Raw genomic sequence first — 19,222 nt, 5'->3', positions numbered from 1 at the left:
TGAAAGTGCTCCCAGTCTCATGCTGCCGAATTCTGGCTGTTTCAGTCTACGGGAGAGACCAACGAGGCGTGTCCGGGTTCACCTCTGAGCGGACTGGCGTTTTGCGGTTCCGCTGTGGGACTTACGGTTTGTCCGGCAAGAGCCTCCGCAAGATCGCCGGCAAGATCCCCTGCCGGCCATACCACCACCTCCCGCAGGCCAAGCCAGGTTGCCATGAGCTCGAGTTCGGCTGCAAGCTCGACGGCGGTATCCGCCGGAGCGCTGAGCTCACCGTACGCAGAACGCACCAGCAACTGGCCGGTGGTCCGGTCGGCCTTCAAGTCGACTCTGGCCACAATGCGCTCCCCCAGCAGGAATGGCAGCACGTAGTATCCGAAGCGGCGTTTGGCAGCGGGCGTATAGATTTCAATCCTGTAGTGGAAGCCGAAAAGCTCCTCAAGGCGGCGACGCTCAAAGACGAGGGAGTCAAAGGGGCTCAGCAGCGCCCGCCCTTCGGCCTTCCGGGGAAGCTTTGCGCCGGCATGCCTGAAAATCTCCCGATCCCATCCTCGAACTGATACCGGTTCCAGGACGCCGGCAGCTACAAGCCTTCGAACAGACTCGGCTCCAGCCTTGACAGGCGTCCGGAAGTAGTCGGAAAAACACCGGACTGTGCCGATGCCATGGGCCTGGGCTGCCGCGTCGATAAGTCGGTCAAGGGCTTCGACGGCGTCCACGGCAGCCTCCGTACCGGCCGGAACCACCCGGGAGGTGAGGGTGTATTTGCGTTCGAACTGCGATGTCCGCGAAGCAGCTGAAACGCGGCCTTCTTCAAACAGGTGTTCCAGAACCCTCTTGACGATGTTCCAGTTCCAGCCCCAGTTGTCCCGCTCTGCCGTGGGGGCATGCCCCAGCTTCGCGGTGAGTTCCGCCGCCGTCAAAGGAGGCCCAGCAGCCAACGCCGACAGTATCCGGTCTTCCATGTCGCGGCGGACACCGGGATCCAGGCGATGCGCCCCAACCCATGCGCGCTTCTGCCACAAGAGCAAATCAGCGAAGTGCTGCGGGCGGATAAAGCTGGCTTCGTGCGCCCAGTACTCCATCATCCTGCGGGGCTTCCGGCTGGCCATGGAGGAAAGAATGCCGGGATCGTAGTTTCCCAGCCGGGAAAAGAACGGAAGAAAGTGGCTTCGCGCCACCACATTTACAGAATCGATCTGGACAAGCTGCAATCGGTCAAAAGTCCGGCCCACCGCCCGTGGCGTCACGGGGCCGGTGGGCCGGACTTTGGCTAATCCTTGAGCTGCCAATGCGATCCGCCGTGCCTGCGAGAGGCTCAGCGAAGCGGTCATTGGGATCCCTTCGTCAGATACAGGCCTTATTTGGCGTTGGCGGCCTGATCGTCGGAGCGATAGGCGATGATCTTTTCCTCGACGGCTTCTTCGCCAGGCTCACACGTGGAATCGAGGCTGATCACACCATAGGTCCAGCCGCTGCGCCGGTAAACAACCGACGGTGCGTTGGTTTCCTTGTCCAGGAACAAGTAGAAGTTGTGTCCCACCAGTTCCATGTTGTCCACGGCGTCATCCAGTGTCAGGGATGCCGCGGGAAACACCTTACGACGGATCAGGACCGGTGAATCTCCGGCCGGGATGTCGTTCTCGATCTCATAGGGCGAACGTTCTTCGGCTTGCCCGTTGGCTTCCTGGTGGTTGCTGGCCTCGACGTAAAGAGGCGCGTTGGTGCTTGCAGGTTCAAGGGTTGCGGTAGCTTCCCGAACGGCCTTGGGGGTGTGGCGGCCGTGGTGCACCTTCTTCCGGTCCTTTGCGCGACGAAGCCGCTCAAGCAACTTGTTGTACGCAAGATCGAAGGCAGCGAATTTGTCAGCGGCTGTGGCCTCGGCACGGATAACGGGGCCACGGCCCAGGACGGTCACTTCGACGGTGAGCTCGCCCGGCGTTTGCCGGGGATTGGTTTCCTTGGAAACCTTGGCGTCTACCCGCTGGACCTTGTCCCCCAGCGATTCAATCTTTGAGATTTTCTCGCCAGCATATTCGCGAAAGCGGTCTGAAACAGTCAGATTTCGTCCGCTGATCATGAACTCCATGGTGCCCTCCAAATAACTCAGGTGACACGACAACGGCACTGTTGGGGGCTGGTCTGACGGACAGTCGAGCCCCTTTCCGAGCCGCTATCGACAGGTACATCTTTTCTTGGTACCCACAACCGACGTTAGTTCATCGCCACGCGTTATTCATCCTTTGGCCACTTATTTTTTGATTGAGTCTTAATGACTTGATGGCTGGTCGCAGGGTGCTGTCATGGAGGCGTAGGCTGGTGGCCTCGTGGCCGCCAGGACAACCGCTCCGCACACCACACCCCCGGCCGCCTCCACAGCCCGCGCTGCCTCCGCAAGAGTTGCTCCAGTGGTAAGGACATCGTCCACAAGGATGCAGCGGACGCCCCTGATCTGCCCCGCCCGTCCAGGCTTGACCCGCATGGATCCCCTGACCTTACGGGCGCGTTCACCCCGCCCAAGCCCTTTTTGTCCGGATGCCGAACGTGAGCCTCCGCGGCCAGGCACGACGTCGGCAATCCTTTGCACCAATGCCGGCAACGGCGTCATGCTGCCTTTTCGGGACAGGGGGGCCGGCACCTTTTCCAATACATCGAGATGCCGGTGCTGCGGCTCGATCCGGCGTAAACGCACGATGAGCAGGATCAGGTGCACCGGGCTGAATCCCCGCTTTCGGTACGCCCTGCCGCTGGTCGGGACAGGCACAAGGCAAAAGTTGTCCTGATGGCCGAGCGCCGCTCCCAAAGCCCTGCCCAGGCAGCTTGCCAAAACACCGCCTACGCGCCATTGGCCAAAGTGCTTGAAGGAAAGCAGGCATTGCGCCAGCTCGTCGCGGTAGGGTCCTGCGGCAACAACCCCGATTCCGGTCGCGCCGTCCACCATGACCAGAGCAGGCGATTGGTGCTCTGCCCGGAATGGCTGGGCACAGATCCGGCGTACGCGCTTGGCGCAATCACCGCACAGTACTGCGTCTTCGGCCCCGCAACAGATGCATTCGACGGGAACCAGGACGGCCCGGAAGTCTTGCAGCGTCCCTTCCAACACAGTCACCAACCGTCCAAGCCGGCTACGGTCCCTTCCACGGCGCAGCACGCGGACGGGATCCGGGGCAGCGAGGTCCGGATCCCTCCCCCGGCCGTTTCGCTGCCGGCCCATGACACCAGTTCTGGGTGGATCGATCATGAAGCCAGCCTGCCCGGATGTTTCGGACGAAAAAACCCACGCTGCGTCCCATGTGGATATCCCGTCAACACCATCCTGCCTGGCTCAATGGCCGGGCGATAGCCTGCCGGGGAGCAATGTCAGCCAGGGAAAGCCGGTTCCGTGGGGCCTTTCAGTTGCAGCTCCCAACCGTTTCCAACGCGCTGGAAGACTCCGGCCTCGGACTGCCCGTAGATCTGCTCCGGCCCATTGCCGGCGCTGATGCTGGTCAGGCCATCCCACGGCGCGAGCTGCTGGGCCTCACCCGAGGCCAGGGACAACAGCTCAGGGACTACGGTGGATGTTGCCGAACCAGCCATCACCGCCACCGTGGACGCATTAACCCAGACTCCCTGGTTCGCCGCTCCGGTGGTCAGCAGGGTGATGGGAGCGGTGAGATCTTTGGGCACACCATCGGGATTACGGACGATGCCGGTGATCTGAACCGTGGATTTTCCGGCGGATTCGGAAATAACCAACGCCCTGGTCCCTTCCCTGGAGACCCTGAAGTCCTTCACGGTGCGGCCTGAAAGCCAGGGCGGGGTGATGGTGACGTTGGGAATGGTTGTTCCCGGTGCGATGCCTGTCGGTTTGTAGGCCACCACCTCGGCCGCCCCGTTGGCCCCGGGACCAGCTGTCCAAACCCAGTCCTGCGGACTGAAGGACGGACCAGTAAGGGTACTCCTGGTAGTCAGCGGGCGGGCCGCTTGACCCGGCTCGATCGAGTAGAGGGTGGTCTTGTCGCCGTTCAGGAAAGCAGCGGTCTGGGAAGCGGGTGACTCAGCAGGCGAATGCGGCCCAAGCCCGGCAACCGACTGGATGTCGGGCAGGGGCGTGATCCGGTTGTTTTCGTAGCGGACCAACTCCCCGTTGTTCACTGCGATCTGGTGGGCAGGAACTGTCTTGTCCACCACGGGTGGCAGGACTGTTCCGTTGTCCTCCACCCGGACCAGGTCCTGGTCGGCGCGCAGTTGCACGTTGATGACATCCGGCTGGCTCCGGAAGGTCAGCGCCAGCTGGTTCTGAATTCTTTGCCTGTCCTCGGCGGATGCATCAAACAATTCCTTGGCCGACAGATCCACCTGGGCTGCGCCAGAGACCACCGGCACCGATTCTCGGGCGAGCTTCATGCCCGACGGAAAGGCACTTACAACCGCGCCACGAAGGTAGGGCGCAGGGCCGGCAAGCAGGGCGCTGGTCATGGATTTGACCGTATTTTTCTTGATGAACCAGCGGTAGTCGGGCACGGCGAACGTGAAGGTCGGGTCGTAGAAGTAGATGGGGTACGCCCCGTAGATTACTTTGAAGGTTTCTTCCGGAATGGCTGTTCCGTCCGGGACTTTGGAGATCCGCCATTCCCCTTCCACCTGTTCAAGCGTCAGCGGGATGGTCTCCTTGGTGCCCGGCGGATACTGGGTTGCTACGCCGTCGGCATCCACGGAGTAGGCGAGGTCGAGGACGTAGAGGTACTCATCTTCCACGGAGGATTTCACCACTTCCGCCGAGCGGAAAACGAGTGCCCTCTTATCCGGTTTCCATGTGACGGACTGTGCTTGCGTCAAGTACTGGCGCGCCACCGGATAGTCGTCCTCGTAGCCGCTGCCGGCCATGTAGAAGTCCTCAATGATTGACTCAGGACTGGATCCTGCCCGAGGCGCGGCCGGAAAGAAGACCGGCGCGTTGGGGTTTCCTGCGCCTTCGTCCTTGCTCTTGCCCACCGGGCCGGAACGGGGAATCTGAGCACAGGAGGACAGGAGGAGCATAAGCACCGCAAGCAGCGCCACGATCACCCTCCGGTTCCGGGGTCCGGGCCTGGTCATGGCTTGTCCCCCGCTTCATGATCCGTGGCAGTGGCTTCATCGTTCTTGCGCTGGGAACCGGGTAGGGTGCTCGCAGTCTCCGTGCCGAGAACCAATACTTGGCGTTCGCTCGTGGAGCCGGGAAATTCTATGTCTGCGGGTTCGAGTTGAAGCGGGGACTTGGCGATGGTCTCTCCTTGGCGAAGGGGCAGGGTCAACCGGAAGTTGGATCCCGAACCTTTGCGGCCCCACGCCTGAAGCCAGCCGTTGTGCAGTTTGGTGTCCTCGGCCGCGATGGACAAGCCCAGGCCGCTGCCACCGGTGGTCCGGGCCCGGGCAGGGTCCGCACGCCAGAAGCGGTCGAACACCCGGGCGGCTTCAGCCTGGCTCATCCCGATACCGTGGTCCCGGACGCAGACGGCCACGGCGTCGTGGTTGGCCGCGACGGAAATATGGATCGGCTTGCCCTCGCCGTGTTCAAGGGCGTTGAGCAACAGATTGCGGAGGATCCGCTCGATCCTCCTCGAATCCATCTCCACGATGATGCTTTTTTGCCTGGCGTTGAGGCGGACTTCCGAACCGTACTCCTCGGCCACGGGTGCCGCACCTTCCATGACATGGGCCACTACCTGGAAGATGTCCTGCGGTTCGGCGTCGAGCACCGCTGCTCCGGCGTCGAACCGGGAAATCTCCAGCAGGTCCGACAATAAGGACTGGAAACGCTCAACCTGGTAGTAGAGCAGCTCCGCCGATCTCTTGTTCATGGGATCGAACTCATCACGGGCGTCGAACAGAACCTCGGCGGCCATCCTCACAGTGGTCAGCGGAGTACGCAGTTCGTGGGACACATCGGAAACAAACCGTTGCTGCATCTGCGACAACGTGGCCAACTGGGTGATCTGTTCCTGGAGGCTGGCGGCCATGTGGTTGAAGGATGCCCCCAGCCTGGCTACCTCGTCTTCACCCTTGACCACCATCCGTTCCTGCAACTGCCCGGCGGCCAGCTTCTCGGACACGACGGCGGCATGGCTCACCGGACTGACGACGTTCCGGGTCACGTACCAGGCAATCGCACCGATCATCAGGACGAGGGCCGCCCCGCCGGCCCACAAGACGTTCTGGATCTCGTCCAACGTCTGCTGCGCGGTGTTGAGGTCATAAATCAGGTACAGCTCATAGACAGTGCCGTTGAAGGTCACTTTGTTTCCCACCGCGATCCCGGGGCGGTCCTCGTTGCCCACGGGGAATTGGGTGGGAGCCCAGAATTGCTGCTTGCCGCCTTCTTGAACGGCTTTGCGGAGATCCGGAGGAATCACCCGGATGGTCAACTGGTCCGAGGCTCTCGACTCCACCCATCGGTTGCGGGGCTTGGTCTGTTCCGGCGCGGCTTCGAAGACATATCTTCGCTGGATGACCGAGCCACGGCCCTCCACCGCCGTCAAAGTGTCGTACACGAGGGTGATGACGCTGGACTGGTCGGTGACCTGCGCGCCGTCGAACGTGTCCTGAACCTGTTTGACGTTGTACCTCGACTCGGACTCTGCCTGGGCGAGCCGTTCCTGGAACAGGTTGTTGGCGATCTGGTTGGACAGGTAAGCGCCAACAATGGCAAACGATGTCACCGCAAGGAGCAGGGTGGTCAGGACGGTGCGGAATTCAAGGGACCGCCGCCAGCGGCGAAGGATCGAACGCCACAGGAAGCGCAGGCCCGGCCTTATCTGGCGCACGCCGATGGAAATGAGTCGGGAGACCCGAAGAATCAGGATCAGCCCACGCCGGGTCCAGATCCGGGCACGCGTGAGGAACCACCGCAGGTCACGGGCTTTACGCGGCGGAGGTGGTTCGGCGGTGTCGGACTGGGCGGGCGCGCCGGACTGTTCAACGGTGTCGGTGCCGACGCCGTCCGTCTCTGTACCTAGTGGCCCCGTGCCGCTGCCCTGCTTGCCGGCTTCTCCGGCCGGAGACTCAGGAACCTGCTTTATATCCGACACCACGCACCGTCAAAACGACCTCGGGCGCCTCAGGATCGCGTTCAATCTTGGAGCGCAGACGCTGGACGTGCACATTGACCAGACGCGTGTCAGCGGCGTGCCGGTATCCCCACACCTGTTCAAGGAGCAATTCGCGGGTGAAAACCTGCCACGGCTTGCGTGCCAAAGCCACCAAGAGGTCGAACTCGAGGGGCGTCAGCGAGATACGCTCGCCGCCGCGGGTCACCAGGTGCCCGGCGACGTCGATGGTCACATCCGCGATGCGCAGGGTTTCGGGGGCCTTCTGTTCGCCCGGGCGGAGCCGCGCCCGGACACGGGCAACGAGTTCGGCTGGTTTGAAAGGCTTGGGCACGTAGTCATCCGCGCCGGACTCGAGTCCCCTGACAACGTCCGAAGTATCCGACTTCGCGGTGAGCATGACGATGGGGACATCCGATTCCCCCCGGATCTGGCGGCATACCTCGATACCGTCAGAACCTGGCAACATGAGGTCCAGGAGCACCAGGTCCGGCTTGGACGAGCGGAACACCTCAAGAGCTTGGCCGCCATCTGCGCAGAACACCGGCTCGAAGCCATCATTGCGCAGGACGATGCCAATCATCTCTGCAAGTGCTTCGTCGTCGTCAACTACCAGAATGCGTGCCTTCATAGTTATATATTCCCTTATCACCAAGTCTTTGTCCTGCTGGGCGCCGCGCACGGCATGGCGCACCCAAGGGGCAATTCCACCGTACTGCACTTCACGGACGCGCCCGCGAACGCCAGCCGTGCGGCGGGCTATGAGGGACGACGGCGGGACTATAGGCTGGGTGCGAAGGTCCGCATGGGGGACGTCGAATGTCGGCGGACAGGACCTCATGGGGAGGAAACGTGTCACAGCCTGAGCACGGCCATAATCCGCCACCCGGCGGCCAACCGGCATGGGGAAACCAGCCGCAGTGGGGCGGCCAACCGGCATGGGGAAACCAGCCACAGTGGGGCGGACCATCGGCATGGCCACCTCCGCAGGGACCCGGGCAGGGCCCGCAAGCCCAACCAGCGCCCGGATGGCCGGCAAGTGGGGCAGGATGGCCCGCGGGAACCCCCGGATGGCCGGCAGGCGCGCCGTACGGCCAGCCACAGTACATTGCTCCTCCCAAGCCTGGAGTCATCCCCTTGCGGCCGTTGCAGTTCGGCGAAATCCTGGACGGCTCCTTCCAGACCATTCGCCGCAACGCTGCGTCGATGTTTGGCTCTGCCTTGATCGTGCAGGCGCTGGGAGCAGCGATTATCGGCGTCATCACGTTCCTGATGTTCCAGCTGACGGTCTCGTTTGAATCCGTTGAAACCAGGGCGGAATTCGACCAGGCGATGGGTCCTTTCATCGCCCTGGCCGCGGGGGCGATGGGCGCCTCCGTCCTGATCGGCCTCCTGGGATCCGTGCTTCAGGGGGTGTTGGCAGTCCCGGTTGCGCGTTCCGTCCTCAACCGGCGGACGGGTTTCAAACAGATGTGGAGGCTCGCAGGGAAAAGGATCCTGCCCCTGTTGGGCGTTGCAGGGCTGCTGACCTTCGGCGGGCTGCTTGCGGTGGCCGCAGTAGTAGGCATCGCCGTGTTGTTGATTACGGCCATGGGACCCGGCGCCGTGCTGATCATGCTTCCCCTGGGTCTTGGATCAGTGATTGTCTTTGTGTGGATCGGCCTGAAACTCATGCTTGCGCCCGCGGTCATCGTCGTGGAACACACGGGCGTTTACGACGGCCTCCTCCGTTCATGGCGACTGACCCGGAACAACTGGTGGCGCATCTTCGGGATCACCCTCGTCGTGGCCATCATGCTGGGGATCATTGCCCAGATTGTGCAGATTCCGGCGTCCCTGGCCATCGGTTTCATCGGCGAGACCGTGTCTCCCCACCCCGATGAGGAAACCACGGCATCCATGCTGATGGTCAGCACGATCGTTTCCACCGCAATACAAGCGCTGGTGGGGTCGGTGACGTTCGCCTTCCAGTCGTCGGTCTCCGCTCTGATCTACATGGACCTGCGTATGCGCCGCGAGGGCCTCGACGTCCAACTGATGCGGATGATGGAAACGGGCGCCAACCCTGACGGAGTACCGGGTGGGCCGTCGGTCCAGCCGGGCACCGCCGCGCCGCCAGCATGACCGCAATCTCCGCCGAGGTCATCATTCCCCTGCTATCCATGGAACCGCCTGTGACCCCGGACCGTGAGGAAGCCCGGCGATGGGCCATCGAAGAACTCTCGAAGCCCCAGTATCCTGACGCCACACCCGGATGGCTGGAGCAACTGTGGCGGAATTTCCTTGACTGGTTGTCCTCGCTGGAAGGAGACGGCACAGGCGCCGACACCAACTTTGCCCTGCCCCTGATAGTCATCCTGGCCGTGGCACTCATCGTCGTGGCCGTTGTCGTGGTCCGGCCCCGCCTGAACGCCCGCCGGGCATCGCGGCAGGAGGACATCTACGGCGCCGAGAGCACTATGAATGCCGACGGTTACCGGACGCGCGCGTCAACAGCTGCCGACGACGGCGACTGGGCGGCCGCCGTCGTCGACCACTTCCGCGCTGTGGTCCGGTCGGCTGAAGAGCGCGACATCATCGCTGTCCGCGCCGGCAGGACCGCCGACGAAGCGGCGGCACAACTGGGGCAGGTGTTCGGCGCAGCGCAGCAGCGGCTGGTCGACGCGGCGCGCCTCTTCGATGCCGTACGTTACGGGGAACAGAATGCGACGCGCGCAGACTACGGGTCCCTACGCGACCTCGATGCCGAGCTGCTGGGGATGAAGCCTGACTTCGCCGGGTCCGTCGACCCGGGATTCGCGGTGCCGCGATGACGATGACTGCCAACGAGGCTCCCCTTCCCTTGGAGCCGGATCAGGCCGGGGGCTCCACCGAGCCGGGTTTCTCCAACTGGTTCCGGAAGCACCTCACCTGGATAGCTCTCGGAGCCGTGCTGGTGGCTTTGGTGACCTATCTTGCCGTAACCAATATGTCCGGAACCGCGGATCCCCGGACCTTATCCGCCCGGAACCCGGCCCCGGATGGTGCCATGGCTGCGGCGGAAATCCTGGGACGGCACGGAGTGAACCTGACCACCACGGATTCCTTTGACCAGACCATGTCAGCGTTGACGGACAACGACCGGGCCACGGTCCTGCTCTACGATCCCCGCGGATACCTGGACCGGTCCCGGGTGGAGGAACTGGCTGCCGCCGCCGACCGCGCAGTGGTGGTCAAGCCCCGGCTCAAGACCCTCAACGGACTCGGACCCGGTTTCACGCCCGGTGGAGTGATTCCGGGAGACCAGACCGTCGTCGAGGCTGCCTGTTCCGTGGAGGATGCGATGGCGGCAGGGCCCATCTCGGCGCAGGGATCCGTCTTTTCGGGACCCCAGGTGTGCTATTCCGGTCCCGCCGAGGGGACGGGTTTGTATGCGGCCTCGGCCGACGGCCGGGTCATCGTCCTCGGAAGCACGGACATCGTGGACAACGAGCACCTTGCCCTGCAGGGGAACGCCGCTTTGGCTCTGCGGACCCTGGGGAACAACCCGGATCTAATCTGGTACCTGCCCGGGGTCAAAGATGTTGCCGCAACAGACAAGGCTCCAACGCTCAGCGAACTGGCCCCGACCTGGTTGGCGTACGCCGGGCCATGGCTGGGCGCAGTGACGGTGCTGGCGATCCTCTGGCGCGGACGCCGTATGGGACCGTTGGTGTTCGAACCTCTCCCGGTTGTGGTCAAAGCGGCCGAGACGGCTGAGGGACGGGCCAGGTTGTACCAGGACGCACGGGCTGTCAACCGGGCAGCCGGCAACTTGAGGGCAGGTACCCTGAGCCGCTTGGCACGCCATTTCAACCTCGGAGCGGACGCCACCGCGGATGCTGTGGTGGACGCGTGCGCCCGGCGCCTGGAACGCACGGGGCCTGAAGTGCGGTCCGTCCTGGTCGACTTCATGCCGGGGACCGAAGGACAACTGGTGCAATGGGCACAAGAACTTGAACGAATGGAAGAGGAGGCGAAGAACCGATGAGCAGCCAGCCGAACAGCTACACGGACAGCAACAGCCAGTACACGGGTGGAGCGATGCCAATCCCACAAAACCAGCCGGAACAACACCACCACCAACAGCACAGCGCAGCGGCCGGCGCCGACACCGGCTACCGGCGTGCCGAGGACCCGGCACGCCAGTCGCTCCTGAACGTCCGTGCCGAAGTGGCCAAGGCCGTGGTTGGCCAGGATCCTACGGTCACGGGGATGCTGATCGCCCTGCTCTGTGGCGGGCATGTGCTCCTGGAAGGCGTCCCGGGTGTGGCCAAAACGCTCCTGGTGAGGGCCTTGTCCAAGGCCCTGAGCTTGGACACCAAGCGGGTGCAGTTCACTCCCGACCTTATGCCGGGTGACGTCACCGGGTCCTTGGTCTATGACTCGCACTCGTTCGAATTCACGTTCCGCGAAGGCCCCGTCTTCACCAACATCATGCTGGCGGACGAAATCAACCGGACACCTCCAAAGACCCAGGCCTCGCTGCTGGAAGCCATGGAAGAGCGGCAGGTTTCCGTAGACGGTGTTTCCCGTCCCCTGCCGGTTCCCTTCATCGTGGCGGCAACGCAGAACCCGGTGGAGTACGAAGGCACCTATCCCCTGCCCGAGGCACAGCTTGACCGGTTCCTCCTCAAACTGACCATGCCGCTTCCCGGGCGCACAGAGGAGATCGAGGTCATCCGGCGCCACGCCAACGGATTCGATCCCAAGGACCTGCCAGCAGCTGGTGTTCGGCCTGTAGCGGGGGCTTCGGACCTCTCAACCGCACAGGCGGCTGTGGCACAGGTTGCCGTGGCTCCCGAACTCCTGGGATACATCGTCGACATCGTCCGGGCGACACGGTCCGCACCGTCATTCCAGCTTGGCGTCTCCCCCCGTGGCGCCACCGCGCTGCTCAACACGGCCAAGGCCTGGGCCTGGCTCTCTGGCAGGACCTTCGTCACCCCTGACGACGTCAAGGCGTTGTCACTTCCGTGCCTCCGGCACAGGGTGGGCCTGCGGCCTGAAGCCCAGATGGACGGCATCCACGTGGACGATGTCCTCGGGAGCATCCTCGCCTCGGTTCCGGTGCCGCGGTGATCCCAGTCCGCTCGGTCAAGGGGGCCTGAATGGCCATCACGGGCCGCTTCGTAGCGCTTGCCCTCGCCGGATTGGTGCCACTGGTGATGTTTCCGGCCTGGCTCACCGTCCTGTTGGTGTGCGTGGTCCTGTTGCTTGCCCTGGTCTTGGATCTTGTGCTGGCGGCCTCCCCCGCAAAGCTCCTCGTCGAACGCCAGCAACCGGGAAATGTCAGTTTGTCGGGCACCGCGGAGTCCGTATTAACGGTGACCAACGCTACCGGACGGAATCTGAACGCCGTCATCAGGGATGCATGGCAGCCATCGTCCGGGGCCACCAATGCTGTTCAACGATTAGCTGTGCCCTCCGGTGAGCGCCGCCGGATGCCGGTGACGCTGATACCCCGCAGGCGCGGAGACCTGGAAAGCCCGCACGTGACCATCCGGTCCCTGGGCCCCTTGGGATTGGCGGCCAGGCAGCGCACACGGCTTCTCCCTGGACACCTGCGGGTTCTGCCTCCCTTTCACTCAAAACGGCACCTTCCCTCCAAGCTCCGGAAGCTCAGGGAGCTGGATGGCAAGGCTGCAGTGCAGATCCGTGGTGCGGGCACCGAGTTCGACTCCTTGCGCGATTACGTCAGGGGCGATGACGTCCGGTCCATCGATTGGCGCGCGACGGCCCGCCGCACCTCCGTCGTCGTCCGGACCTGGCGCCCCGAACGCGACCGTCGCGTGGTCATCGTGCTTGATACCTCCCGCACTGCGGCCGCCCGGATCGAGGACGAACCGCGGCTGGATACCGGAATCGAGGCTGCGTTGTTGCTCGCGGTGTTGGCCGAACGCGGCGGCGACCGCGTCGACTTCCTCGCCTACGACCGCCGGTTGCGTGCCCGGGTGGAATCGGCGTCGAAAGGCAACCTTCTGGGCCAACTTGTCCAGGCCATGGCTCCATTGGAGGCCGAACTCATTGAGCTGGACTGGCAGCAGATCCCCGGGCAGGTCCGCGCCGTCTCGGCGCACCGCTCGCTGGTGGTGCTGTTGACAGCGCTCGACGGCGGTGCCCCGGAAGAGGGCCTCCTCCCCACAGTGGCGCAATTGTCCCGCCAGCACGTGGTGATTGTGGTTTCGGTCCGAGACCCCCTGCTTGCGGCGATGAAGGCCGAACGGACCACGGCCAGCCAGGTCTTCCGGGCTGCCGCGGCTGAGCGTGCACTTCTTGAGCGCGCCGCCGTCACTGCCCAGCTCCGGCAGCTGGGAGCCGAAGTGGTGGACGCCGAGCCGCTGGAGGTTCCACCCCTGCTGGCTGATACCTATATCCGGCTCAAGGCAGCCGGCCGCCTCTAGTTCCCGCGTTCAGAAAGGATGTCCATGAATATCCCCATTTACCAGCTGGCCCTCGGTAAGCACTTCGGCAAGCTGGCACCGGAGCTCCAGGACTACTTTTCCCTGGCGGCCGGTTCCGGGACCTATGGAATCGGTCAAGGAGTCTTCGATGTGGTGGGCTGCCGCCAGAAATGGCTACGGCCGCTGCTTGCCCTCACAGGGAGCGAAGAGGCCTTCTTTCCGGAATACGGTGAGGGAATTCCCTTCCGAATCGAAAACCACGCCCATGTCGATCCTTTTGGCCGTCCGGCGCTGACGGCCAGGCGGGAGATCTACTTCCCCAGCCGCACCAGGCTGTTCCACGACACCACCAGCGCCATCTTGGCGCCAGAGGACAACCATGGTGGGCGGGCGCGGCTGGTGGACCATGTTGGCCGATACCGCCGTCTGGTCACGGACCTCGATGTCAGCGTCACTGCCGAGGGCCGGCTTCGCGGTGTTTCGCAGGCAAGCCGCTTGTTCCTGGGCCCGCTGCGCATCCCCCTGCCGGCAGCACTGGATGCCAGGGCCTATGCCGAACAATGGTGGGACGCCGCTGAGGGCAAGCACCGCATCCAGGTCAAAGTCATCCAGCCTCAGATCGGACTGGTGCTGGTCTATGCCGGACGATTCGACTACCGGCTTGCACCGTACCTTCCGGGCGCCGCACCGGGAACTGAGCTTCCTCGCTATGCCGAGCCGGACCGCTGGGAACAGCGGATCTAGCGCCCTGCCCTTGGTCCTGCGGCGGTTGGGCCGCCCCTGCTAGCCCTGAGCCAATTGGTCCAGGCCGTCGGCGACATGGGTCAGTTTTGTCAGCACAGACTTCGCCGCCGCAGGGGTAAAGCCCTCAAGTCCGGTGGACGGCGTGACCCGGAGCCCTGAGAGGCCCGACGCCTGAAGGCCGAGCTGGCGCCATGGCTTCCAGATGCTTTCCACTATCGCAGCGGTTCTGGGAAGCACGGCCCCAGGATCCTCGGTGGACAAGGCGCCGGTCCATAGCCGCTTGCCGCTCTCCACGGCACCGGCCAGCTGCTCCCATTGACGGGTGGTCAGCGCCCTGAGCGGCACCGCGATACCATCGGCGCCGGCGGCGAGGATGCGATCGATCGGGGCTTCGATTTCAGGGACGGAGATGACGGTTTCGACGGCGCCCGCGGCCTTCAGTGCGTCGATCACCAGCCGCCAAGCTCCCGTGACTTCCTCGCCCCGAACGGATCGAAGCGTCCGGTAACCGCTCGCCGTCGGAATGGTTCCTGCCATCACCGCAGCGATATCCGGTTCGTCCACCTGGACCACTATCCGTGCTTCGGGAACAGCGGCTGAGACCTTCCGAAGGTGTTCGGCCACGCCCGCTGCCAACGACTCCGCAACGTCCCGCCTGGCCCCATAGTCAAGGAGAGCACGTTCACCGTTGTGCAGGTGAAGGCTTGCGGCGAGGGTCAGCGGTCCCATCAGCTGAAGTTTAAGCTCAGTCGCGGACACGTCTTCGGCCCCAGCGACATCGGCCAGGATGTTGATGTCTGTGGCCAGTGCCGAAGAGGCACGGCGCGAATCCTTGCCCGGCCGGTCCACCAAGCGCCAACCGTAGGGCTGGACATCGATGTCGAGATCCACCAACAGCGAACCCGTTCGGCCTGCGGCGTCCGAACCCACTCCACGGGCCGGGAGCTCCGGGAGGAAAGGAAGGTGGGGATCCCCAAGTTCGCCCCGGATCGTCCGGATGGCCTCGGCGGGATCATTGCCCGGCCATGGCCCCAAGGCAGTCGCGCTTGCGCGCAGCTCACTCACCAAGGACATGGATCAGGCCTGCTGGCTGGAAATCTGGTGATCCTCGGCGATTGCCTCATGGTGGCGGATCACTTCACTGATGATGAAGTTCAGGAATTTCTCGGCGAAGGCCGGATCCAGGTGGGCGTCCTCCGCAAGACGGCGAAGCCGGGCAATCTGCGCAGCCTCGCGGCCGGGATCCCCTGCCGGCAGTTTGTGGGTTGCCTTGAGCACACCCACTTTCTGGGTGGCCTTGAAACGCTCCGCGAGCAGGAACACCAGGGTCGCATCAATGTTGTCGATGCTGGACCGGATGGACAACAGCTCATCCATGACTGTGCGGTCAACGTGGCCGGCCAGGGAGCTGGCGGCCGGGTTGAAGGAATCGGCATCATGGGGAAGGGCGTTGTTCTGCTCGGTCATGCATCCCAGTCTATGGTGTGCGACGCAGTGTTTTCCGCGTCTGAACCGGAGCACAATGGCAGCATCATTGCAGTTTCGGCAAAGGAGCTTTCATGAAAATCGCGGTTCTGGGTACGGGAATGGTGGGCCATGCCTTGGCGGGCAAGCTGGTATCACTGGGCCATGAGGTGACCATGGGGTCCCGGGAATCCGGTAATCCGAAGGCAACCCAGTGGGCGGAAGAGGCAGGCCCTCTTGGGCACGCCGGGTCCTTTGCCGAAGCATGCTCCGCAGCCACCCTGGTCATCAATGCCACGCCGGGTACGGTGAGCCTTGCTGTCCTTGCCGAGGCTGGTGCAGAGAACCTCAACGGCAAAGTCCTCCTGGATGTCTCCAATCCACTGGACGGCTCGAGCGGCTTCCCACCCTCCTTGACGGTCTGCAATACGGACAGCATCGCCGAGACCATCCAGCGGACCTACCCCGGGGTCCAGGTGGTGAAGTCGCTGAACACGGTGACGGCTCCAGTGATGGTGGACCCAGGGCGGCTCCCGGCCCCGCACGACATCTTCATGGCAGGCAACGATGCCGGCGCCAAATCCACCGTTTCGGCCGTATTGCAGGAATTCGGTTGGGAACCAGAACGCATCAGGGACCTCGGCAGGCTGGATGCCGCCAGGGCAATGGAGATGTGGTTGCCGTTGTGGTTGCGGATTTTCGTGCAGCAGCCGCAGGGAAAGATGTTCAACATCGCCATCATCTCCGAGTGACGTCCCCGTGTATGCAGGAAGGCACGCCCGTGTAGGGGCGTGCCTTCCCAATGTGGGCTCGGAATTCAGCTGCCCAGAAGCGAGCGGTGCGCTTCCCGCCGTCGTGCTTGTTCTTCCGGGTCCGGAACCGGCAAGGAGGCGATCAGCCGCTTGGTGTAGTCGTGCTGCGGCGAACCCATCACCTGGTTGCCAATCCCTTGCTCCACCAGATGTCCCTTGTAGAGGACACCTACCCAGTGGGACAGCATGTCCACCACCGCGAGGTCGTGGCTGATGAAAAGGGCCGCGAAGCCGAACTGCTCCTGGATGTCCTTGAACAGGTCCAGGACTTTGGCCTGCACCGATACATCGAGCGCGGATGTCGGTTCGTCGGCGATGAGCAGCCGGGGATTCAGCGCCAGGGACCGCGCGAGGGAGGCCCGCTGACGCTGCCCGCCGGAGAGCTCGTGCGGGTAGCGCTGCGCGTACGACGCCGGCAACTGGACTGACTCAAGCAGCTCACCAACCTTCTTCCGTGCCTCAGCCGCGCCAGGTTTGGTATGGATCATCAGCGGCTCGGCGACGCACTCACCGATGGTCAGGTGTGGGTTGAAGGACGCTGCGGGATCCTGGAAAACGAAACCGATCTCCTTACGCAAGGGCCGGAACGTGCGTTCCTTGAAGTCGAGCATCTCGTAGCCAAGGACCTTGAGGCTTCCGCCAGTTGTCCGGTTCAAACCGGCAATGGCCCGTCCGATGGTGGACTTGCCGGAGCCCGACTCTCCCACCAGACCAAAGACCTCGTTCTCGGAAATCGTGAAACTGACGTTGTCCACGGCTTTGAATCCGTGACTGCCGAAGCGGCCCGGATATTCGATGGTGAGGTTTTTGGCTTCCACCAGCACTTTGCCGTCCTGGTGCAACCTGCCGCGGGCACCTTCTGAGGCAGAGTGGCGGCCCAGGTGGGGCACTGCTGCGAGGAGCTTGCGTGTGTACTCCTGTCGCGGTTCAGCGAAGAGCACCCTGGCGGGGGCTTCTTCCACCACGTCGCCCTGGTACATCACCACAACCCGGTCCGCGAGGTCGGCTACCACGCCCATGTTGTGGGTGATGAGCACGATGGAGGTGCCGTAGTTGTCCCTGAGGTCCCGCAGCAGCTGGAGGATCTCGGCCTGGACTGTGACGTCAAGGGCGGTGGTGGGCTCGTCGGCAACGATCAGGCCCGGATCCAAGGCGAGCGCTGCAGCAATCACCACGCGTTGTTTCTGCCCACCGGAGAACTGGTGCGGGTAGTAGTTGACCCGGGTTTCGGGGTCGGGGATGCCGACTTTGCGCAGGGCCTCGGTGGCGCGCTGTTTTGCTTCCTTGGCCGAGATCCGCCGGCCATCGCTGGCGTGGGCCCTGATGCCTTCGGCAATCTGCCAGCCGACGGTAAAAACGGGGTTCAATGCGGTGGACGGCTCCTGGAAGACCATGGCGACGTCCCGGCCGCGAATGGAGCGCAACGTTGACTTACTGACGCTGATCACGTTGTTTCCCTTGATCACCACGGCACCTGAGCTGATGGCTGTTTCCGGGAGCAAGCCGAGGATGGTCTTTGCCGTGACCGTCTTGCCGGAACCGGACTCCCCCACGATCGCAACTACCTCGCCTGGGTTCACCTCCAGGCTCACGTCCTTGACGGCGTGGACATCTCCGCCGTCCGTGGCGAAGGTGACCTGGAGCCGGTCGATGGTGAGGACCGGCTGCCCTGTGGGGGCCTGGTCCGAAACATGTCCAAGGTTGGTGGTCATGGCTTACCTGCCTCTGCCGGTGCGGCCGGCGTTCCTGGTGATGCCGGAGTGCCAGCGGCTCCGCCTGCACGCTTGCGTCCGCGGATCCGGGGGTCGTTAAGGTCATTGATGCTCTCGCCTACCAGCGTGAGACCCAGGACCGTGAGTACTATCGCGATACCGGGGAAGACGCCGGTCCACCAGATACCCGAGGACGTGTCTGCCAGCGCTTTGTTGAGGTCGAAACCCCATTCCGCGGCAGAGGTGGGCTCGATGCCGAAGCCCAGGAAGCCCAGGCCTGCCAGCGTGAGGATCGCTTCAGAGGCATTGAGGGTGAACATGAGCGGCAGGGTCCGGGTCGCGTTCTTGAAAATGTGGCGGGCAATGATTCGCATGCTGGATGCGCCAAGCACCTTGGCGGATTCAACGAACGGCTCCGCCTTGAGCCTGATCGTCTCTGCGCGGATCACCCGGAAGTATTGCGGCACGAAGACCACGGTGATGGAGAACGCACAGGCGAAAATACCGCCCCAGAAGCTGGATTGTCCGCGGCTGATGACAATGGAGATGACAATCGCCAGGAGCAGGGTGGGGAAGGCATAGATGGCATCGGCAACAACAACCAGGATCCGGTCGAGCCATCCGCCGAAGTACCCGCTGAGCAGGCCCAGGGCCACGCCGAGGAACAAAGACATCGCAACGGAGACCACAATGACGGTCACCGCGGTCTGGGAACCCCAGATAACCCGCGACAGGACGTCGTAGCCGCCGACGGTGGTGCCGAGCAGATGCTTGCCGCCGGGCGGTTCCTGTGTGGGGAAGGATCCTGAGGCGTCGCTGAGCTGGGAATAGCCGTAAGGTGCCAGCAATGGCGCAAAGATGCTCGTGAGAATGAACAGTCCGCTCAGGACGACGCCCACAATCAGCATGCCCCGCTGGAGGCCGACGCTTTTCCTCAGGTGTGAGATCACCGGGAGCCGGAAGAACAGCGGCTGCTTGGGCGCGGTGAGTGTTGGGGTGCTCAT

At 63.5% G+C, this 19,222-nt stretch carries 17 protein-coding genes; 7 read left to right on the top strand and 10 right to left on the bottom strand.

Features of this window, described 5'->3' with window-relative positions; genetic code table 11:
• Positions 1 to 41: 41 nt before the first annotated feature.
• From ACFVSI_RS09855 to mtrA, 6 genes are all read right to left on the bottom strand, one after another.
• Positions 42 to 1,331 carry a winged helix-turn-helix domain-containing protein gene (locus tag ACFVSI_RS09855; protein WP_387822564.1) on the bottom strand — a complete coding sequence of 430 codons (1,290 nt, stop codon included), beginning with the start codon at positions 1,329 to 1,331 and terminating at the stop codon, positions 42 to 44.
• 26 nt (positions 1,332 to 1,357) lie between these two features.
• Positions 1,358 to 2,086, bottom strand: coding sequence for a ribosome hibernation-promoting factor, HPF/YfiA family (gene hpf, locus ACFVSI_RS09850; protein WP_387822561.1), 729 nt, complete (start codon positions 2,084 to 2,086; stop codon positions 1,358 to 1,360).
• Between the two features lie 180 nt (positions 2,087 to 2,266).
• Complete coding sequence (locus tag ACFVSI_RS09845) at positions 2,267 to 3,238, bottom strand: ComF family protein (RefSeq protein ID WP_387822558.1); 972 nt, start codon at positions 3,236 to 3,238, stop codon at positions 2,267 to 2,269.
• Between the two features lie 119 nt (positions 3,239 to 3,357).
• Complete coding sequence (locus ACFVSI_RS09840; RefSeq protein WP_387822555.1) at positions 3,358 to 5,076, bottom strand: LpqB family beta-propeller domain-containing protein; 1,719 nt, start codon at positions 5,074 to 5,076, stop codon at positions 3,358 to 3,360.
• Positions 5,073 to 6,869, bottom strand: coding sequence for an MtrAB system histidine kinase MtrB (mtrB, locus tag ACFVSI_RS09835; protein WP_387822767.1), 1,797 nt, complete (start codon positions 6,867 to 6,869; stop codon positions 5,073 to 5,075). Before mtrB ends, ACFVSI_RS09840 begins: the two co-directional genes overlap by 4 nt.
• A gap of 151 nt (positions 6,870 to 7,020) precedes the next feature.
• Positions 7,021 to 7,695 carry an MtrAB system response regulator MtrA gene (gene mtrA / locus ACFVSI_RS09830; RefSeq protein WP_144649950.1) on the bottom strand — a complete coding sequence of 225 codons (675 nt, stop codon included), beginning with the start codon at positions 7,693 to 7,695 and terminating at the stop codon, positions 7,021 to 7,023.
• Positions 7,696 to 8,201: 506 nt separating this feature from the next.
• On the opposite strand from mtrA, the gene ACFVSI_RS09825 reads away from it, so the two are divergent.
• The 6 genes from ACFVSI_RS09825 to ACFVSI_RS09800 are packed head-to-tail and all read left to right on the top strand — an operon-like array spanning position 8,202 to position 14,230.
• Positions 8,202 to 9,188 (top strand): hypothetical protein, encoded by a 987-nt coding sequence (locus tag ACFVSI_RS09825; protein ID WP_387822551.1) that lies wholly within the window; start codon positions 8,202 to 8,204, stop codon positions 9,186 to 9,188.
• Positions 9,185 to 9,877, top strand: coding sequence for a DUF4129 domain-containing protein (locus tag ACFVSI_RS09820; RefSeq protein ID WP_387822548.1), 693 nt, complete (start codon positions 9,185 to 9,187; stop codon positions 9,875 to 9,877). Before ACFVSI_RS09825 ends, ACFVSI_RS09820 begins: the two co-directional genes overlap by 4 nt.
• Positions 9,874 to 11,073: a DUF4350 domain-containing protein gene (locus ACFVSI_RS09815; RefSeq protein WP_387822545.1), complete on the top strand. Its 1,200-nt coding sequence runs from the start codon at positions 9,874 to 9,876 to the stop codon at positions 11,071 to 11,073. The genes ACFVSI_RS09820 and ACFVSI_RS09815 overlap by 4 nt, the downstream gene beginning before the upstream one ends.
• Positions 11,070 to 12,164: an AAA family ATPase gene (locus tag ACFVSI_RS09810; protein WP_387822543.1), complete on the top strand. Its 1,095-nt coding sequence runs from the start codon at positions 11,070 to 11,072 to the stop codon at positions 12,162 to 12,164. Before ACFVSI_RS09815 ends, ACFVSI_RS09810 begins: the two co-directional genes overlap by 4 nt.
• Before the next feature lie 29 nt (positions 12,165 to 12,193).
• The gene (locus tag ACFVSI_RS09805; protein WP_387822539.1) at positions 12,194 to 13,486 is read left to right on the top strand and encodes a DUF58 domain-containing protein; all 1,293 of its coding nucleotides are present in this window, start codon (positions 12,194 to 12,196) and stop codon (positions 13,484 to 13,486) included.
• A gap of 24 nt (positions 13,487 to 13,510) precedes the next feature.
• Positions 13,511 to 14,230, top strand: a complete 720-nt coding sequence (locus ACFVSI_RS09800; RefSeq protein ID WP_387822536.1) for a DUF4166 domain-containing protein — start codon at positions 13,511 to 13,513, stop codon at positions 14,228 to 14,230.
• Between the two features lie 39 nt (positions 14,231 to 14,269).
• On the opposite strand, the gene ACFVSI_RS09795 is transcribed toward ACFVSI_RS09800, so the two are convergent.
• Both ACFVSI_RS09795 and ACFVSI_RS09790 read right to left on the bottom strand, forming a co-directional pair.
• Entirely contained in the window at positions 14,270 to 15,304 is a 1,035-nt protein-coding gene (locus ACFVSI_RS09795) for a hypothetical protein (protein WP_387822533.1), read from the bottom strand.
• A 3-nt stretch (positions 15,305 to 15,307) separates the two neighbouring features.
• A complete protein-coding gene (locus ACFVSI_RS09790) occupies positions 15,308 to 15,697 on the bottom strand; it encodes a chorismate mutase (protein ID WP_281451158.1) in 390 nt (129 codons plus the stop codon).
• Between the two features lie 92 nt (positions 15,698 to 15,789).
• On the opposite strand from ACFVSI_RS09790, the gene ACFVSI_RS09785 reads away from it, so the two are divergent.
• Positions 15,790 to 16,446, top strand: a complete 657-nt coding sequence (locus ACFVSI_RS09785; RefSeq protein ID WP_387822530.1) for an NADPH-dependent F420 reductase — start codon at positions 15,790 to 15,792, stop codon at positions 16,444 to 16,446.
• A gap of 65 nt (positions 16,447 to 16,511) precedes the next feature.
• Here the strand turns inward: ACFVSI_RS09785 and ACFVSI_RS09780 are convergent, their stop codons facing one another.
• Both ACFVSI_RS09780 and ACFVSI_RS09775 read right to left on the bottom strand, forming a co-directional pair.
• Positions 16,512 to 18,218: a dipeptide ABC transporter ATP-binding protein gene (locus tag ACFVSI_RS09780; protein WP_387822527.1), complete on the bottom strand. Its 1,707-nt coding sequence runs from the start codon at positions 18,216 to 18,218 to the stop codon at positions 16,512 to 16,514.
• Positions 18,215 to 19,222, bottom strand: coding sequence for an ABC transporter permease (locus ACFVSI_RS09775; RefSeq protein ID WP_387822524.1), 1,008 nt, complete (start codon positions 19,220 to 19,222; stop codon positions 18,215 to 18,217). Before ACFVSI_RS09775 ends, ACFVSI_RS09780 begins: the two co-directional genes overlap by 4 nt.

The sequence above is a fragment of the Paenarthrobacter sp. NPDC057981 genome (assembly GCF_042886835.1).
GTDB lineage: Bacteria > Actinomycetota > Actinomycetes > Actinomycetales > Micrococcaceae > Arthrobacter.
Note: the sequence above shows the minus strand (reverse complement) of the source record. Positions and strands in the feature narration are given on the sequence as shown.

Coding starts and splice junctions, on each gene's coding strand:
- ACFVSI_RS09855 (WP_387822564.1), bottom strand. CDS start 1,331: ATGACCGCTTCGCTGAGCCTCTCGCAGGCACGGCGGATCGCATTGGCA.
- hpf (WP_387822561.1), bottom strand. CDS start 2,086: ATGGAGTTCATGATCAGCGGACGAAATCTGACTGTTTCAGACCGCTTT.
- ACFVSI_RS09845 (WP_387822558.1), bottom strand. CDS start 3,238: ATGATCGATCCACCCAGAACTGGTGTCATGGGCCGGCAGCGAAACGGC.
- ACFVSI_RS09840 (WP_387822555.1), bottom strand. CDS start 5,076: ATGACCAGGCCCGGACCCCGGAACCGGAGGGTGATCGTGGCGCTGCTT.
- mtrA (WP_144649950.1), bottom strand. CDS start 7,695: ATGAAGGCACGCATTCTGGTAGTTGACGACGACGAAGCACTTGCAGAG.
- ACFVSI_RS09820 (WP_387822548.1), top strand. CDS start 9,185: ATGACCGCAATCTCCGCCGAGGTCATCATTCCCCTGCTATCCATGGAA.
- ACFVSI_RS09815 (WP_387822545.1), top strand. CDS start 9,874: ATGACGATGACTGCCAACGAGGCTCCCCTTCCCTTGGAGCCGGATCAG.
- ACFVSI_RS09810 (WP_387822543.1), top strand. CDS start 11,070: ATGAGCAGCCAGCCGAACAGCTACACGGACAGCAACAGCCAGTACACG.
- ACFVSI_RS09805 (WP_387822539.1), top strand. CDS start 12,194: ATGGCCATCACGGGCCGCTTCGTAGCGCTTGCCCTCGCCGGATTGGTG.
- ACFVSI_RS09800 (WP_387822536.1), top strand. CDS start 13,511: ATGAATATCCCCATTTACCAGCTGGCCCTCGGTAAGCACTTCGGCAAG.
- ACFVSI_RS09795 (WP_387822533.1), bottom strand. CDS start 15,304: ATGTCCTTGGTGAGTGAGCTGCGCGCAAGCGCGACTGCCTTGGGGCCA.
- ACFVSI_RS09790 (WP_281451158.1), bottom strand. CDS start 15,697: ATGACCGAGCAGAACAACGCCCTTCCCCATGATGCCGATTCCTTCAAC.
- ACFVSI_RS09785 (WP_387822530.1), top strand. CDS start 15,790: ATGAAAATCGCGGTTCTGGGTACGGGAATGGTGGGCCATGCCTTGGCG.
- ACFVSI_RS09780 (WP_387822527.1), bottom strand. CDS start 18,218: ATGACCACCAACCTTGGACATGTTTCGGACCAGGCCCCCACAGGGCAG.
- ACFVSI_RS09775 (WP_387822524.1), bottom strand. CDS start 19,222: ATGAGCACCCCAACACTCACCGCGCCCAAGCAGCCGCTGTTCTTCCGG.